13 protein-coding genes and 2 tRNA genes are annotated in these 15011 nt (G+C 59.8%); 11 read left to right on the top strand and 4 right to left on the bottom strand.

Features of this window, described 5'->3' with window-relative positions; genetic code table 11:
* Positions 1 to 50: 50 nt before the first annotated feature.
* The 4 genes from AC0IYN_RS07825 to AC0IYN_RS07810 form a co-directional block, all read right to left on the bottom strand.
* The gene (locus AC0IYN_RS07825; RefSeq protein WP_471840975.1) at positions 51 to 1616 is read right to left on the bottom strand and encodes an ABC transporter permease; all 1566 of its coding nucleotides are present in this window, start codon (positions 1614 to 1616) and stop codon (positions 51 to 53) included.
* Positions 1616 to 2641, bottom strand: coding sequence for an iron ABC transporter substrate-binding protein (locus tag AC0IYN_RS07820; protein ID WP_457248584.1), 1026 nt, complete (start codon positions 2639 to 2641; stop codon positions 1616 to 1618). Before AC0IYN_RS07820 ends, AC0IYN_RS07825 begins: the two co-directional genes overlap by 1 nt.
* 145 nt (positions 2642 to 2786) lie before the next feature.
* Positions 2787 to 2873: transfer RNA gene (locus AC0IYN_RS07815), tRNA-Leu, on the bottom strand.
* A gap of 152 nt (positions 2874 to 3025) precedes the next feature.
* Positions 3026 to 3112: transfer RNA gene (locus tag AC0IYN_RS07810), tRNA-Leu, on the bottom strand.
* Positions 3113 to 3337: 225 nt separating this feature from the next.
* Between AC0IYN_RS07810 and rnr the strand changes: the two genes are divergently transcribed.
* From rnr to AC0IYN_RS07755, 11 genes are all read left to right on the top strand, one after another.
* Entirely contained in the window at positions 3338 to 5965 is a 2628-nt protein-coding gene (rnr, locus tag AC0IYN_RS07805) for a ribonuclease R (RefSeq protein WP_406598224.1), read from the top strand.
* Positions 5962 to 6720: a 23S rRNA (guanosine(2251)-2'-O)-methyltransferase RlmB gene (gene rlmB / locus AC0IYN_RS07800; RefSeq protein WP_406598223.1), complete on the top strand. Its 759-nt coding sequence runs from the start codon at positions 5962 to 5964 to the stop codon at positions 6718 to 6720. Before rnr ends, rlmB begins: the two co-directional genes overlap by 4 nt.
* 307 nt (positions 6721 to 7027) lie before the next feature.
* Entirely contained in the window at positions 7028 to 7450 is a 423-nt protein-coding gene (gene rpsF, locus AC0IYN_RS07795; protein ID WP_003236224.1) for a 30S ribosomal protein S6, read from the top strand.
* 28 nt (positions 7451 to 7478) lie between these two features.
* Positions 7479 to 7709, top strand: a complete 231-nt coding sequence (gene rpsR, locus AC0IYN_RS07790) for a 30S ribosomal protein S18 (RefSeq protein ID WP_002551829.1) — start codon at positions 7479 to 7481, stop codon at positions 7707 to 7709.
* Between the two features lie 36 nt (positions 7710 to 7745).
* Complete coding sequence (locus AC0IYN_RS07785) at positions 7746 to 8639, top strand: YybS family protein (protein ID WP_078046610.1); 894 nt, start codon at positions 7746 to 7748, stop codon at positions 8637 to 8639.
* 18 nt (positions 8640 to 8657) lie between these two features.
* The gene (gene rplI, locus AC0IYN_RS07780) at positions 8658 to 9104 is read left to right on the top strand and encodes a 50S ribosomal protein L9 (RefSeq protein WP_003171376.1); all 447 of its coding nucleotides are present in this window, start codon (positions 8658 to 8660) and stop codon (positions 9102 to 9104) included.
* A 110-nt stretch (positions 9105 to 9214) separates the two neighbouring features.
* On the top strand, positions 9215 to 10612 hold the full coding sequence (gene dnaB / locus AC0IYN_RS07775; RefSeq protein WP_016976916.1) for a replicative DNA helicase: 1398 nt from the start codon (positions 9215 to 9217) through the stop codon (positions 10610 to 10612).
* Positions 10613 to 10708: 96 nt separating this feature from the next.
* Positions 10709 to 13012, top strand: coding sequence for a YgiQ family radical SAM protein (locus tag AC0IYN_RS07770; protein ID WP_406598222.1), 2304 nt, complete (start codon positions 10709 to 10711; stop codon positions 13010 to 13012).
* A 226-nt stretch (positions 13013 to 13238) separates the two neighbouring features.
* Positions 13239 to 14159: an NAD synthetase gene (locus AC0IYN_RS07765; RefSeq protein ID WP_233893576.1), complete on the top strand. Its 921-nt coding sequence runs from the start codon at positions 13239 to 13241 to the stop codon at positions 14157 to 14159.
* Complete coding sequence (locus AC0IYN_RS07760; RefSeq protein WP_406598221.1) at positions 14156 to 14614, top strand: hypothetical protein; 459 nt, start codon at positions 14156 to 14158, stop codon at positions 14612 to 14614. The genes AC0IYN_RS07765 and AC0IYN_RS07760 overlap by 4 nt, the downstream gene beginning before the upstream one ends.
* Positions 14611 to 14850 (top strand): hypothetical protein, encoded by a 240-nt coding sequence (locus AC0IYN_RS07755; protein WP_406598220.1) that lies wholly within the window; start codon positions 14611 to 14613, stop codon positions 14848 to 14850. Before AC0IYN_RS07760 ends, AC0IYN_RS07755 begins: the two co-directional genes overlap by 4 nt.
* Positions 14851 to 15011 lie beyond the last annotated feature (161 nt).

Below are 15011 nucleotides of genomic sequence, written 5' to 3'. Positions count from 1 at the left end.
CTTGGAATGCATTTCAAACGTGGGAGTCGGGCTTGCCCGCGATAGCGCTCTCAGCGGCTCAGATACATCCGGGTCGTCAGCAGGTACACCGGCAACCCCGACACCAGGATCAACAACGCCGCATAGGGCGCCGCCGCCGCAAATTCCACATTTGAAGTGTGCGCCCACACCGCTGTCGCCAAGGTATTCAACCCCGTGGGGCTGAGCAGCAGCGTCGCCGTCAGTTCCTTCATCGCATCCAGGAACACCAGCGCAAACGCCGCGCCCAACGCTGGGAAGATGATCGGCAGCGTCACCCGGCAAAATGCGCTGAACGACGAAGCGCCGAGCGTACGCGCGGCCTCTTCCAATTGCGGGGCAGCCTTGTTCAAAGCGGTGCGAATCGGTGCCTGGGCCAATGGCAGAAACAACAGCGCATAAGCAATCAACAGCAATGCCGAAGTCTGGTACAGCGCCGGCACGTAGTGCAGCGCGAAGTACACAAGGGTCAGCGCAATCACCAGGCCGGGCAGCGCATGCAGCAGGTACGGCAAGCGTTCAGCCCAAATGGCCAGTTGGCCTTTGTAGCGCACCACTAATAGCCCCACCGGTACCGCCAGCACCAGGCACAGTGCGGCGCCGCCCAACGAAAGTGCCAGGGAGGACAGCAGCGCCTCACCGATCTCGGCCACCGGAAACGCAGCCGACGAACCGACGGCCAGCCAATACCCGAGCATGCCCAGCGGAATGCCGCTGCCGATGATCGCCAGTGCCAGGCAATACGCCTGGCCCAGTGGCGCCCAGTTGCCCAGTCGAACCTGCTCCGCATGCCGCGCCGCGCCCTGGCCGATGCGGACATGCCGGCCCTTGCCGCGTACGCGCAGCTCCAGCCACAGCAGCGTCAGGCACATCACCAGCAGCACCGCCGACAGCATCGCGGCATTCGCGTTGCTGAATTCCAGTTCGAATTGCTGGTCGATCGCGGTGGTAAAAGTCTGCAGCCCGATGATCGACAGCGCACCGAATTCCACCAACATGTGCAACGCGATCAACAGTGCGCCGGCCAGCAGCGACGGCCACAGCAGAGGCAGGGTGATGCGAAAGAATACGCCCCAGCGGTTCAGCCCCAAGGTGCGGGCCGATTCTTCGAGGGAGGGATCAAGATTGCGCAGGGTTGCCGCCACCGGCAAAAACACCAGCGGGTACTTGGACAGGCTCATCACCAGGATCGCCCCGCCCAGCCCTTCGAAGTTGGCGCTAAGGGACACCCAGGTGAAGCTGCTGACAAACGCCGGCACCGCAAACGGGAGGCACAGGATCACGCCCCAGATGCGCCGCCCCGGCAGGTTGCTGCGTTCCAGCAGCCAGGCCAAGGACAAGCCAATCACGCCACACGCCACCGTCACCCCGACCATCAGCGCCAAGGTGTTGCGCAGCAGCCCGAACACATACGGCCGCCAAAGCAGGTGCACCGCCTCCGCCCAGCCAGCCTGCCAGGCTTTGAGCCCGACATAGACCAGTGGCAGCAGGCTCAAGCCCACCAGGAACACTACGGGCAGCAACAGCCAGATCGAAGGGCGCTTGCGCCTTGGGCGCAAACCCCCACGCAAGGCGGGGGCGGGTAGCGATGGGTTCATCAGTTCAAGCCAACGTCACGTTCCAGGTCCAGGGCTTCTTCGGCGTTGCCCAGGTCCGCAGGGGTGACTTTCGGCGGTTGCAGCTCGCTGAAAGGCTTTAGACCACGGTTCGACTCCATGCCTTTGCGCAGCGGGTATTCGGCCGAGGTGTTGGTGATCACGCGCTGGCCTTCTTCACTGGCCATGAACGCCAGCAGTTGCTGGGCTTCTTTCGGATGCTTGCTGGATTTCAGCGCCGCCGCCGAAGATACGGTGATCAAGCCACCGGCATCGCCATCGGTGAAGTAATGCAGTTGGGAGTCCAGGTTGGTCTTTTCTTTCTTCAGGGCGAACCAGTAGTAGTTGTTCACCAATACGGTGGCCACTTCGCCGTTTTCGACGGCTTTCAGCGCAACCATGTTGTTGCTGTACACCTTGCCGAAGGCGCGCAGGCCGGTCAGCCACTCTTCAGCCGCTTCGCGACCGTGCAGCTTGATGATCGCCACGGCCTGTTCCTGGAATGCACCGCTGGTCGGCACGAAGCCGACCTTGCCTTGCCATTCGGGGCCGGCAAAATCCAGGACCGATTTCGGCAGGTCTTTTTCAGCGATCAATTTCGGGTTGAACGCCACGACGCGGGTGCGTGCGGTCACGCCCATCCAGTCGCCATTGGCGCCCACGTAATCCTTGGGCAATACGTCGAGGGTGCTGGCGTCGATCTTGGCCAGCAGGCCTTGTTCGCCGAGTTTGTTCAACGGTGGCGATTCTTCGGTGTAGATCACGTCGGCAGGGGAGCGGTCACCTTCTTCGACAACCTGGCTGGCCAGCTGGTTGCTGCTGCCTTTGCGCACGTTGACGTGAATGCCGGTCTTGGCCTCGAAGGCCTTGGCGAGTTCATCGCCCACTTCTTTGTGTTGGCCGTTGTACAAGGTCAGGGACACCTTGTCGGCGGAATAGGCGCTGGGTGAGAGCAGGGTCAGGCCGAGCAGAGTGATGGTCAGGCCACGCAGAAGGGATGTCTTGAGACGGGTATCGCGGATCATCATCCGGGGTGTTCCTCACTTGAGTGCAACAAATCATTGCAAGGATAAACGATAAAACTTCTCAAGTGCGGTGCAGGGGGGAAATTGCTGACGGAGTTTTTAAACGCCAGAAACGAAAAAACCCGCTTTCGCGGGTTTGATCTGAATTTGGTGCCCAGGAGAAGACTCGAACTTCCACGACCTTGCGATCACCAGCACCTGAAGCTGGCGTGTCTACCAATTTCACCACCTGGGCATTATCAGCAGCGCTTGCGCTGTTGATGGAACGAACTATACGGAGGGCTTTTTGATCTGTAAACCCCTGATTCGAAAAAATAAATCAAGTTTTTCGTTAAAAATCAAAGGCCTGAAACGAAAAAACCCGCTTTCGCGGGTTTAATCTGAATTTGGTGCCCAGGAGAAGACTCGAACTTCCACGACCTTGCGATCACCAGCACCTGAAGCTGGCGTGTCTACCAATTTCACCACCTGGGCATTATCCGACAACGTTGCCGTCGTCGATGGCGCGCACTATACGGAGGCGATTTTAAGCTGTAAAGCCCTGCTATGAAAAAAGCCTGGAAAATTTCGCCAATGGTCGTGCAAGGTGCGCGCCGGGGGCTGCAAAGGGCTTTTAAAAGCTTGTTGACGTCTGAAATTTCCCGTTTCAATACGCGTATGCCAAACTAACCCGCATATAGACAAGGTGAAAACTCTCTAATGGCCGATTGGCAGTCCCTCGATCCCGAGGCCGCTCGTGAAGCGGAAAAATATGAAAACCCTATTCCTAGCCGCGAACTGATCCTGGCGCATCTCGCCGATCGGGGTTCGCCTGCTAGCCGCGAGCAGTTGGTTGAAGAATTCGGTCTGACCACCGAAGACCAGCTCGAAGCCCTGCGCCGCCGCCTGCGCGCCATGGAGCGCGACGCACAACTGATCTACACCCGCCGCGGCACCTATGCGCCCGTGGACAAGCTCGACCTGATCCTCGGCCGCATCGCCGGCCACCGTGACGGCTTCGGCTTCCTGATCCCAGACGACGGCAGTGACGATCTGTTCATGAGCCCGGCGCAAATGCGCCTGGTGTTCGATGGCGACCGTGCCCTGGCCCGTGTTTCCGGCCTGGACCGTCGTGGTCGCCGTGAAGGCGTGATCGTCGAAGTGGTGTCCCGTGGTCACGAGACCATCGTGGGTCGCTACTTCGAAGAAGGTGGCATCGGTTTTGTCGTTCCGGATAACCCGAAGGTGCAGCAAGAAGTGCTGATCACCCCGGGTCGCAACGCCAACGCCAAGGTCGGTCAGTTCGTCGAGGTGAAAATCACCCACTGGCCAACCCCGCGCTTCCAGCCACAGGGCGATGTGGTCGAAGTGGTCGGCAACTACATGGCGCCGGGCATGGAAATCGATGTCGCGTTGCGCACCTACGACATTCCTCACGTATGGCCTGAAGCCGTCGTGAAAGAAGCGCGCAAGCTCAAGCCTGAAGTCGAGGAGAAGGACAAGGAGAAGCGCATCGACCTGCGCCATCTGCCGTTCGTCACCATCGACGGCGAAGACGCCCGCGACTTCGACGATGCCGTCTACTGCGAAGCCAAACCGGGCAAGCTGCGCCTGTTCTCCGGCGGCTGGAAGTTGTTCGTGGCAATTGCCGACGTCTCCAGCTACGTGAAGATCGGTTCGGCCCTGGACAACGAAGCCCAGGTGCGTGGCAACTCGGTGTACTTCCCGGAGCGCGTGATCCCGATGCTGCCGGAAGAGCTGTCCAACGGCCTGTGCTCGCTGAACCCGAAAGTCGACCGTTTGGCCATGGTGTGCGAGATGACCATCTCGAAAACCGGCGAAATGACCGATTACCAGTTCTACGAAGCGGTGATCCACTCCCAGGCCCGCCTGACCTACAACAAGGTCAGCACCATCCTGGAACAGCCGAAAACCAGCGAAGCAAAAGCCTTGCGCGGTGAGTACGGCCATGTCGTGCCGCACCTCAAGCAGCTTTACGCGCTGTACAAGGTATTGCTGGGTGCCCGTCACGTGCGTGGCGCGATCGATTTTGAAACCCAGGAAACCCGGATTGTCTTCGGTTCCGAACGCAAGATCGCTGCGATCACCCCAACCACGCGCAATGACGCACACAAGCTGATCGAGGAATGCATGCTGGCGGCCAACGTGGCCACGGCTGAATTCCTGAAGAAGCACGAGATCCCTGCGCTGTACCGTGTGCACGACGGCCCGCCGCCGGAGCGCCTGGAAAAACTGCGCGCCTTCCTCGGTGAGCTCGGCCTGTCCCTGCACAAAGGCAAGGACGGCCCGACGCCGAAGGACTACCAGGCTCTGCTGGCCAGCATCAAGGACCGTCCGGATTACCACGTGATCCAGACCGTCATGCTGCGTTCCCTGAGCCAGGCTGTGTACAGCGCCGACAACCAGGGCCACTTCGGCCTGAATTACGAGGCGTACACCCACTTCACCTCGCCGATTCGCCGCTACCCGGACCTGCTCACGCACCGTGCAATCCGCAGCGTGATCCACTCCAAGCAAAACACCCCGCACGTCAAGCGCGCCGGTGCCATGACCATTCCGAAGGCACGGATCTATCCGTACGACGAAGCGGCCCTGGAGCAGTTGGGCGAGCAGTGCTCCATGAGCGAGCGCCGTGCCGACGAAGCCACCCGCGACGTGGTGAACTGGCTCAAGTGCGAGTTCATGAAAGACCGCGTAGGCGAGTCGTTCCCGGGTGTGATCACTGCCGTGACCGGCTTTGGTCTGTTTGTCGAACTGACCGACATCTACGTCGAAGGCCTGGTGCACGTTACCGCCTTGCCGGGTGACTACTACCACTTCGACCCTGTGCACCACCGCCTGGCGGGCGAGCGCACCGGTCGTAGCTTCCGTCTGGGTGACACCGTGGAAGTGCAGGTCATGCGCGTCGACCTCGACGAGCGCAAGATCGACTTCGGCATGTCCGACAAGCCAGCTGAATCGCCGGGCAGCCGTAAAAAACGTGGCAGCGAACCGACCAGCAAAGGCAAGGCCGCGCCTGCGAAAGCAGCGACCGCCGAGCCTGCGCCAGCCAAAACTGGCCGTCGCTCGACAACCAAGGAAAAGGCCCCTGAAGCCTACCGCCCAAGCGACGCTGCGGCGAAAAACGCCGAGCTGCGCAAGAGTCGCGAGTTGAAGCAGCAGTTGCTCAACGAAGCCAAAAGCGGTGGTAAAGCGGCGTCTGGGGGAAAGTCCCACGGGGCGGAAAAGCCGTCGAGCAAGCCCAGTAAACACCGTAAAGGCCCGCCCAAAGCGGGTTCGGGCCCTGCCAAGAGCGGCGGGTCGCGCAAACCTAAGGCCAAGTCATGAGTCTGGAAAAAATCTACGGCGTCCACGCCGTAGAAGCACTGCTGCGTCATCACCCCAAGCGCGTCAAGCAAGTGTGGCTGGCCGAAGGCCGCAGCGAGCCGCGCGTACAAGCGCTGGTCGAGCTGGCCACCCAAAACAAGGTTGCCATCGGCCAGGCCGAGCGTCGTGAAATGGACGTGTGGGTCGAGGGCGTCCACCAGGGCGTGGTCGCCGACGTAAGCCCGAGCCAGGTCTGGGGCGAGGCGATGCTCGATGAGCTGCTTGATCGCACTGAAGGTGCGCCGCTGCTGCTGGTGCTGGACGGCGTGACCGACCCGCATAACCTCGGCGCTTGCCTGCGTTCGGCGGATGCTGCCGGTGCGCTGGCGGTGATCGTGCCTAAAGATAAGTCCGCGACCTTGACGCCGGTCGTGCGTAAAGTCGCCTGTGGCGCGGCGGAAGTGATTCCGCTGGTGGCCGTGACCAACCTGGCGCGTACCCTGGAAAAACTCCAGCAGCGCGGCCTGTGGGTCGTGGGCACGGCAGGGGAGGCGGAGGTCAGCATTTATGACCAGGACCTCACCGGCCCGACCATCCTGATCATGGGCGCCGAAGGCAAAGGTATGCGTCGCTTGACCCGCGAACATTGCGATTACCTGGTGCACTTGCCGATGGCCGGTAGCGTCAGCAGCCTTAACGTGTCGGTTGCCACCGGCGTGTGCCTGTTTGAAGCCCAGCGTCAGCGTGGCGCCAGAAAGGCTGTGAAGAAGGGCTGATAACAACGCAGTACTCTGTGGGAGCCGGGCTTGCCCGCGATGACGGTGTACCAGTCAACAGAGATGTTGCCAGTACCGCCGCCATCGCAGGCAAGCCAGCTCCCACAGTTGTTTGGCGTCGATGCGGCGGCTGCGCTGTTCAAATAATCACCAATCACCTTGCACGCTTCTTCCCCCTTCTCTACAATTGCGCCCCTTGCCTTCCTGGCAGGCACTGATGTGCCTCCCTGCGGCAAGGTCCATAAGTGTCATTCACTCCTTGTCTGACCGTTTTTGAGCGGCAGGCTACAACCCGTAAGGAGCATTCATGCGTCATTACGAAATCATCTTTTTGGTCCACCCGGATCAAAGCGAGCAAGTCGGCGGCATGGTTGAGCGTTACACCAAGCTGATCGAAGAAGACGGCGGCAAAATCCACCGTCTGGAAGATTGGGGCCGTCGTCAACTGGCCTACGCAATCAACAATGTTCACAAGGCTCACTACGTGATGCTGAACGTTGAGTGCACTGGCAAGGCCCTGGCCGAGCTGGAAGACAACTTCCGCTACAACGATGCAGTGATCCGTAACCTGGTCATCCGTCGCGAAGAAGCCGTTACCGGCCAATCCGAGATGCTCAAGGCTGAAGAAAACCGCAGTGAGCGCCGTGAGCGTCGCGACCGTCCTGAGCACGAAGGCGCTGATAGCGCTGATAGTGATGACAGCGACAACAGCGATAACGCTGACGAGTAATCCACGGACCTTTTAAGGAGCCTATCAAATGGCACGTTTCTTCCGTCGTCGTAAATTCTGCCGCTTCACCGCTGAAGACGTGAAAGAGATCGATTACAAAGATCTCAACACTCTGAAAGCCTACGTATCCGAGACCGGCAAAATCGTTCCAAGCCGTATCACCGGTACCAAAGCACGTTATCAGCGTCAGCTGGCCACCGCTATCAAGCGCGCCCGCTTCCTGGCCCTGCTGGCCTACACCGACAGCCACGGCCGCTGAGACCGGGCAGTCGACAAGTAGTAAGGGATTGAATGCATGCGCGCCTTAGCTGAGTTCATCATGCGCGGTCGCGTGCAGGCCACTCTGGTAGTGGCTGGATGTGCAGCATTGCCGTTGTTGTATTGGTTGGGTGCTGCCGCTGGATGCCTTGTGCTCCTGCGGCGCGGTTTGCAGGATGCCGTTGGTGTCCTGGCCCTGGGAGTGCTGGCCGCCTTGATCTGGTGGCTGCAACTGGGCGAACCCAAGGTACTTCTGGTACTGCTGGGGTCGTCGAGCCTTGCGTTGGTTTTGCGCGCAAGTGAGTCCTGGGTCCGCACGCTGCTGGTCAGCGTGGCATTGGGGTTGGTGTTTTCGGTGTTGATTGACGCGGCTTTCCGCCCGCAGATCGAGGCGCTGTCGCAAGAGATCGTCAAGATCCTGCCGATGGCCCTCGGGGAACTCTACCAGCAGCTGTCGGTAGAAGAGCGAGCGCGACTGGCAACACTGATTGCGCCGGCCCTGATCGGCCTGATGGCGGTAATGATGCAGATCGTCAGTTTGCTGAGCCTGATGCTTGGGCGATATTGGCAGGCGTTGTTGTACAACCCGGGTGGTTTTGGTCGCGAGTTTCGCAGTATCAGAATCCCCGTGGGCCCGGCGATGTTGCTGCTGGCACTCATGGTGGTCGGACCGTACTTCGGTTCACATGCCACCTTGCTGATGCTGTTTTGCAGCGTACCGCTGGTGTTTTCCGGACTGGCCCTGATTCACGGGCTGGTCGCGCAGAAGCGCCTGGCCAGGTTCTGGCTGGTGGGGATGTACGTAACGATGCTGGTGTTCATGCAGCTGATCTATCCGTTACTCGTGGTTTTGGCCATTGTCGACGGCCTGATTGATTTTCGCGGTCGTCTGGCGCCGAAAGACGCCGATAACGCGAACGGTGAAGGTTAAAAGTTAGAGGATTTTCACATGCAACTGATCCTTCTGGAAAAAGTCGCCAACCTGGGCAACCTGGGCGACAAAGTGAACGTTAAGGCCGGCTACGGTCGTAACTACCTGCTGCCATACGGCAAAGCCACCGCTGCAACCGCTGCCAACCTGGCTGCGTTTGAAGAGCGTCGTGCTGAGCTGGAAAAAGCAGCAGCAGACAAAAAAGCTTCGGCCGAAACTCGCGCTGCCCAACTGGCTGAGCTGGAAGTGACTATCACTGCCACCGCTGGTGACGAAGGCAAGCTGTTCGGTTCGATCGGCACCCACGACATCGCTGATGCACTGACCGCCTCCGGCGTTGAAGTGCAGAAGAGCGAAGTTCGTCTGCCGAACGGCACCATCCGCAACGTAGGCGAATTCGACGTAGCCGTGCACCTGCACGCCGAAGTTGAAGCCACCGTACGCGTTGTCGTGGTAGCAGCTTAAGCAGCACCTAACTGACTGGCACCCCGCGTGCCAGCCAGTTAACATCGGGCACGATCCTGTTTACAGGTCGTGCCTTTTGTTTTTCTACACACCCCAAATTCCAAGTGGCCATGAACGATATTTCAGCTCCTGAGCAATACGATCTGCAAACCGCTGCCCTGAAGGTGCCGCCGCATTCCATCGAGGCCGAACAGGCCGTGCTCGGTGGTTTGATGCTGGACAACAACGCCTGGGAACGCGTGCTGGATCAAGTCTCGGACGGTGACTTCTATCGCCATGACCACCGCCTGATCTTCCGCGCCATCGCCAAGTTGGCCGACCAGAACTCGCCGATCGACGTGGTGACGCTGGCTGAGCAGTTGGACAAGGAAGGCCAGACTTCCCAGGTCGGCGGCCTCGGTTACCTCGGTGAACTGGCGAAGAACACGCCGTCCGTCGCCAACATCAAGGCTTATGCCCAGATTGTTCGCCAGCGGGCCACGCTGCGCCAACTGATCGGCATCAGCACCGAGATCGCCGACAGCGCCTTCAACCCGGAAGGGCGTACCGCCGAAGAGATCCTCGACGAAGCCGAACGCCAGATCTTCCAGATCGCCGAGGCCCGCCCGAAAACCGGCGGCCCGGTAGGCGTCAACGAGCTGTTGACCAAGGCTATCGACCGTATCGACACGCTGTTCAACACCGATGCGGCCATCACCGGTATTTCCACCGGTTATGCCGACCTGGACGAGAAGACCAGCGGCCTGCAGCCCTCCGACTTGATCATCGTCGCCGGTCGTCCCTCCATGGGTAAAACCACCTTTGCGATGAACCTGGTGGAAAACGCCGTGCTGCGCAGCGACAAGACGGTGCTGGTGTACTCCCTGGAGATGCCAGGTGAATCGCTGATCATGCGGATGCTCTCATCCCTGGGTCGTATCGACCAGACCAAGGTGCGTTCCGGCCAGCTGGAAGACGACGACTGGCCGCGCCTGACCTCGGCCGTTAACCTGCTCAACGACCGCAAGCTGTTCATCGATGACACTGCGGGCATCAGCCCCTCGGAAATGCGTGCACGTACCCGCCGCCTGGTGCGTGAGCACGGCGACATCGCGCTGATCATGATCGACTACCTGCAGTTGATGCAGATCCCGGGTTCCAGCGGCGACAGCCGTACCAACGAGATTTCCGAGATTTCCCGGTCTCTCAAGGCCCTGGCCAAGGAATTCAACTGCCCGGTAGTGGCCCTGTCCCAGCTCAACCGCTCCCTGGAGCAACGTCCCAACAAGCGCCCGGTGAACTCCGACTTGCGGGAATCCGGAGCGATCGAGCAGGATGCTGACGTGATCATGTTCGTGTACCGCGACGAGGTGTATCACCCCGAAACCGAGCACAAAGGTATTGCCGAGATCATTATCGGCAAGCAGCGGAACGGCCCGATCGGGTTTATCCGCCTGGCGTTCATTGGTAAGTACACCCGCTTCGAAAACCTCGCGCCAGGCAGCTACAACTTCGACGACGACGAATAACTCGTCTGCTCAATTCCGACCATTACCGTCGGAATTGGTCAAAATTTGTGCTATATTCCGCGCCCGCGATTTTCCATCTCAACACCGGTCACCGTCATGCAAACAGCCAAGCCGTTATTTGACTATCCCAAGTACTGGGCCGAATGTTTCGGTCCAGCGCCATTCCTGCCGATGAGCAGGGAGGAGATGGATCAGCTTGGCTGGGATTCCTGCGACATCATCATCGTCACCGGTGATGCCTACGTTGACCATCCGTCGTTCGGCATGGCGATCATCGGCCGGCTGCTGGAGTCCCAGGGCTTCCGCGTCGGGATCATTGCCCAGCCGAACTGGCAATCCAAAGACGACTTCATGAAGCTCGGCGAGCCGAACCTGTTCTTCGGTGTCGCGGCCGGCAACATGGACTCAATGATCAACCGCTACACCGCCGACAAGAAAATCCGTTCCGACGACGCCTACACCCCTGGCGGCATGGCCGGCAAACGCCCGGACCGCGCGAGCCTGGTGTACAGCCAGCGTTGCAAGGAAGCCTACAAGAACGTGCCGATCGTACTCGGCGGCATCGAGGCGTCCCTGCGCCGCATCGCCCATTACGACTACTGGCAGGACCGCGTGCGCAACTCGATCCTGATCGACGCCACCGCCGATATCCTGCTGTATGGCAACGCCGAGCGCGCCATCGTCGAAGTGGCCCAGCGCCTGTCGTGGGGCCACAAGATCGAAGACATCACCGACGTGCGCGGCACTGCGTTCATCCGTCGTGATACGCCGGTGGGCTGGTATGAAGTGGACTCCACGCGTATCGACCGTCCGGGCAAGATCGACAAGATCATCAACCCGTACGTGAATACCCAAGACACCCAAGCCTGCGCTATCGAGCAGGAAAAGGGGCCGCAGGACGATCCGGAAGAAGCCAAGGTCGTGCAGATCCTGGCCAGCCCGAAGATGACCCGCGACAAGACCGTGATCCGCCTGCCCTCGGTGGAAAAAGTCCGTGGCGACGCGGTGCTCTACGCCCACGCCAACCGCGTGTTGCACCTGGAAACCAACCCTGGCAACGCCCGTGCCCTGGTGCAGAAGCACGGCGAAGTGGACGTGTGGTTCAACCCGCCGCCCATTCCCATGACCACCGAAGAAATGGACTACGTGTTCGGCATGCCTTACGCCCGTGTTCCGCACCCGGCGTATGGCAAGGAAAAAATTCCGGCCTACGACATGATCCGTTTCTCGGTGAATATCATGCGTGGCTGCTTCGGCGGCTGCACCTTCTGCTCGATCACCGAGCACGAAGGCCGCATCATCCAGAACCGTTCCGAAGAGTCGATCATCCGTGAGATCGAAGAGATCCGCGACAAAGTGCCGGGCTTTACCGGCGTGATCTCCGACCTCGGCGGCCCGACCGCGAACATGTACCGCATCGCCTGCAAGAGCCCGGAAATCGAATCCGCGTGCCGCAAGCCGTCGTGCGTGTTCCCTGGCATCTGCCCGAACCTCAACACCGACCACTCGTCGCTGATCCAGTTGTACCGCAGCGCCCGTGCGTTGCCGGGTGTGAAGAAGATCCTGATCGCTTCCGGCCTGCGCTATGACCTGGCCGTCGAATCGCCGGAATACGTCAAGGAGCTGGTGACCCACCACGTCGGTGGCTACCTCAAGATCGCCCCGGAACACACCGAGGAAGGTCCGCTCAACCAGATGATGAAACCGGGCATTGGCAGCTATGACAAGTTCAAGCGCATGTTCGAGAAGTACACCAAGGAAGCGGGCAAGGAGCAGTACCTGATTCCTTACTTCATCGCCGCCCACCCCGGCACCACCGATGAAGACATGATGAACCTGGCCCTGTGGCTCAAGGGCAACGGCTTCCGCGCCGACCAAGTGCAGGCGTTCTACCCGTCGCCGATGGCCACCGCCACCGCGATGTACCACTCGGGCAAGAACCCGCTGCGCAAGGTCACCTACAAGAGCGACGCGGTGACCATCGTCAAGAGCGAAGACCAGCGCCGTCTGCACAAGGCGTTCCTGCGTTACCACGACCCGAAAGGCTGGCCAATGCTGCGTGAAGCACTGACCCGCATGGGCCGTGCCGACTTGATCGGGCCAGGCAAGGACCAGTTGATCCCGCTGCACCAGCCGAGCACCGACAGCTACCAGAGCGCGCGTCGCAAGAACTCGACGCCAGCCGGCAGCCACAAGGTCGCCAAGGAAACCACCACCAGGATCCTCACCCAGCACACCGGACTGCCGCCACGTGGCAGCGACGGCAGCAACCCGTGGGACAAGCGCGAGCAAGCCAAGGCCGCGGCCCAGGCGCGCAACAAGCAGGCCGCCAAGGAGCGCGCCGATGCGGCCAAGGGCAAGGGCGGCAAGCCTGCGCGCAAGCCGGTCGTGCCGCGTTGATCGCAGCCTGAACATGTAAAACGCCAGCCGTGTGCTGGCGTTTTGCTTTCTATTCGGTGGCGAGCCTGTTTGTTAAGGTGCGACCATTAAATCGCCATCGCAGGCAAGCCAGCTCCCACAGTTGACCGGGTTCACAAATCAAAATTGTGTCAGCCCGATCAAGTGTGGGAACCGGGCTTGCCCGCGATGAGGCCAGTACTGCCAGCATCATCAAGGAAGAACACTCATGGGTAACCCCCTGGCCGGCATCGGCATGGACTCCAACCGCTCTCAGTTCATGGCGCGCCAGCGCATCGAAAGCCAGATCAACCTTCCGCGCCTGTTTGCGGCCATCGACGCCGATCCAGGTATCGTTGGCGCAGGCGTCGTATACATCGACGCCGACTTCAACGTCATTACCCTGCGCGAATTCAAACCCATCTGCAGCATCAAGCCCAAGCGCATCATTTTGCGTGAAGCTCAGAAGTACATTGCGCCAACGCAGTTTGCTCAACATGTCGTGAGCAATCCTCGAGAGTCGCGACTGATTGGCGAAGCCGTGAATACCGGAATCTCCTGCTTGGGGGCGGTCATCAGTTGGGCTGCGATCGCCAGTGGAACCATTCTGGTGCCTTTCAGCGCTGGCGCCAGTTCCGTCATCGTTGTAGTGGGGTATGCGGCTGCCGGCGCGAGTACGCTTCAGTGCTTTAACGGCATTGCCCGAACAGCGCTGGAAGTCGCCAAACCTGAGGTCAAGGATTCGCTCGACAGTGAAGGCTGGTACCAGAATGCGTCCATCGTGCTGGACGCCGTATCACTGGCAGGCGTGGGCGCTTCGGCCCTGACGACGGTCAAGCTGGTCAGGGCCGCAAAAGCATCGACGGGCAAGAGCCTGCGTGATGTGCTTCGCGGTTTGAATCGCCAGGAAAGAGCCAAGCTGACGAAAGAGCTGCTGAGCATCAACCATCCCAGCTTGACCGCGAAGATGATCAAATTGAGGCAGGCGTCGGGCGAACTCACCAAGCGTTTCACCCCTACGCAGCTCAAGCACAGCACCACTACCCAGATCAAAGACGTCCTGGGCGCAAGCGTTGGGTTTGGCGGGAGTGCCTACTCCGGAAACGTCAACACCATCGCGATTGGACTCTACGAGGAGGTAAGCGAATGAGCGAATTGATGACGCTACGCGACTTTTTCAGGCAATACTTTCTGACGTTTATGGGCGGCGTATTTGCTGCATGTTTTTCTTTGGCGTTGGCTGTGGCGCTGGCGTTCATCACCTATTTTCGTGATGCGCCCGTTGCTCAAGTGGGGCTCAAGATCATGTCTGCCGGGGCGCTGCTCATTCTGTTGACGGTTCATAGCAACTTTATGATTTTGCGGGGCCGCCCGTCCTGGGTGTGGGTGATGGTCGGCATCTACGTCGCCTGTCTACTGTTTGTCGTCCCAATGCTTCAGTACCAGCCTCATAAAGTGCTCTATGGGTTGGCGCTGTTATTCCCGTTCCTTGGATTGTTGATACTTAACAGCAAGGTTCAACGAGGGATGCGTGCAAAACTGGTGGGAATCCGTCGCATTCGGCAATCTGTCAAATCAACCGTTGGGTCAAGTAGCCGCATGTGAAGGAGTCGCCGTCGATAACCGGTTTTCTCGCGGGCTATTTCCCCGTGTTCATGGGCACGATTTTCATGGCGATCTTTTCCGGCTCCGCTGCGGTTTCCACGGCGGGCGTAACCTATTTGCGCGACACTGATCCCGCGCTTAAATCCGGCTGTTCGGGCGCTGCGATCCTGATGCTGGTCGCGGTGCTGGTATTTGGCAGCCGCGATTGCCAAGCGCAAAACCGGCTGATTGGGTAGATTCCCCACCCACCCTCACATCCGCGCCACAAATATGTGCGTCACTTGCACCACGGCGCCCCCGTTGGCGCCGTTTTGGTGCTGTACTGCACCGGGTCTTACGATAAAGCGCAATGACCGCCGCTCTGGCATAAGTCTTGCGCGCTTTGTGTCCATGCCCT

The sequence above is a fragment of the Pseudomonas sp. AC112 genome, from assembly GCF_979253545.1.
The sequence above is the reverse complement of the archived record's forward strand: the minus strand, read 5'-3'. Positions and strand labels throughout refer to the sequence as shown.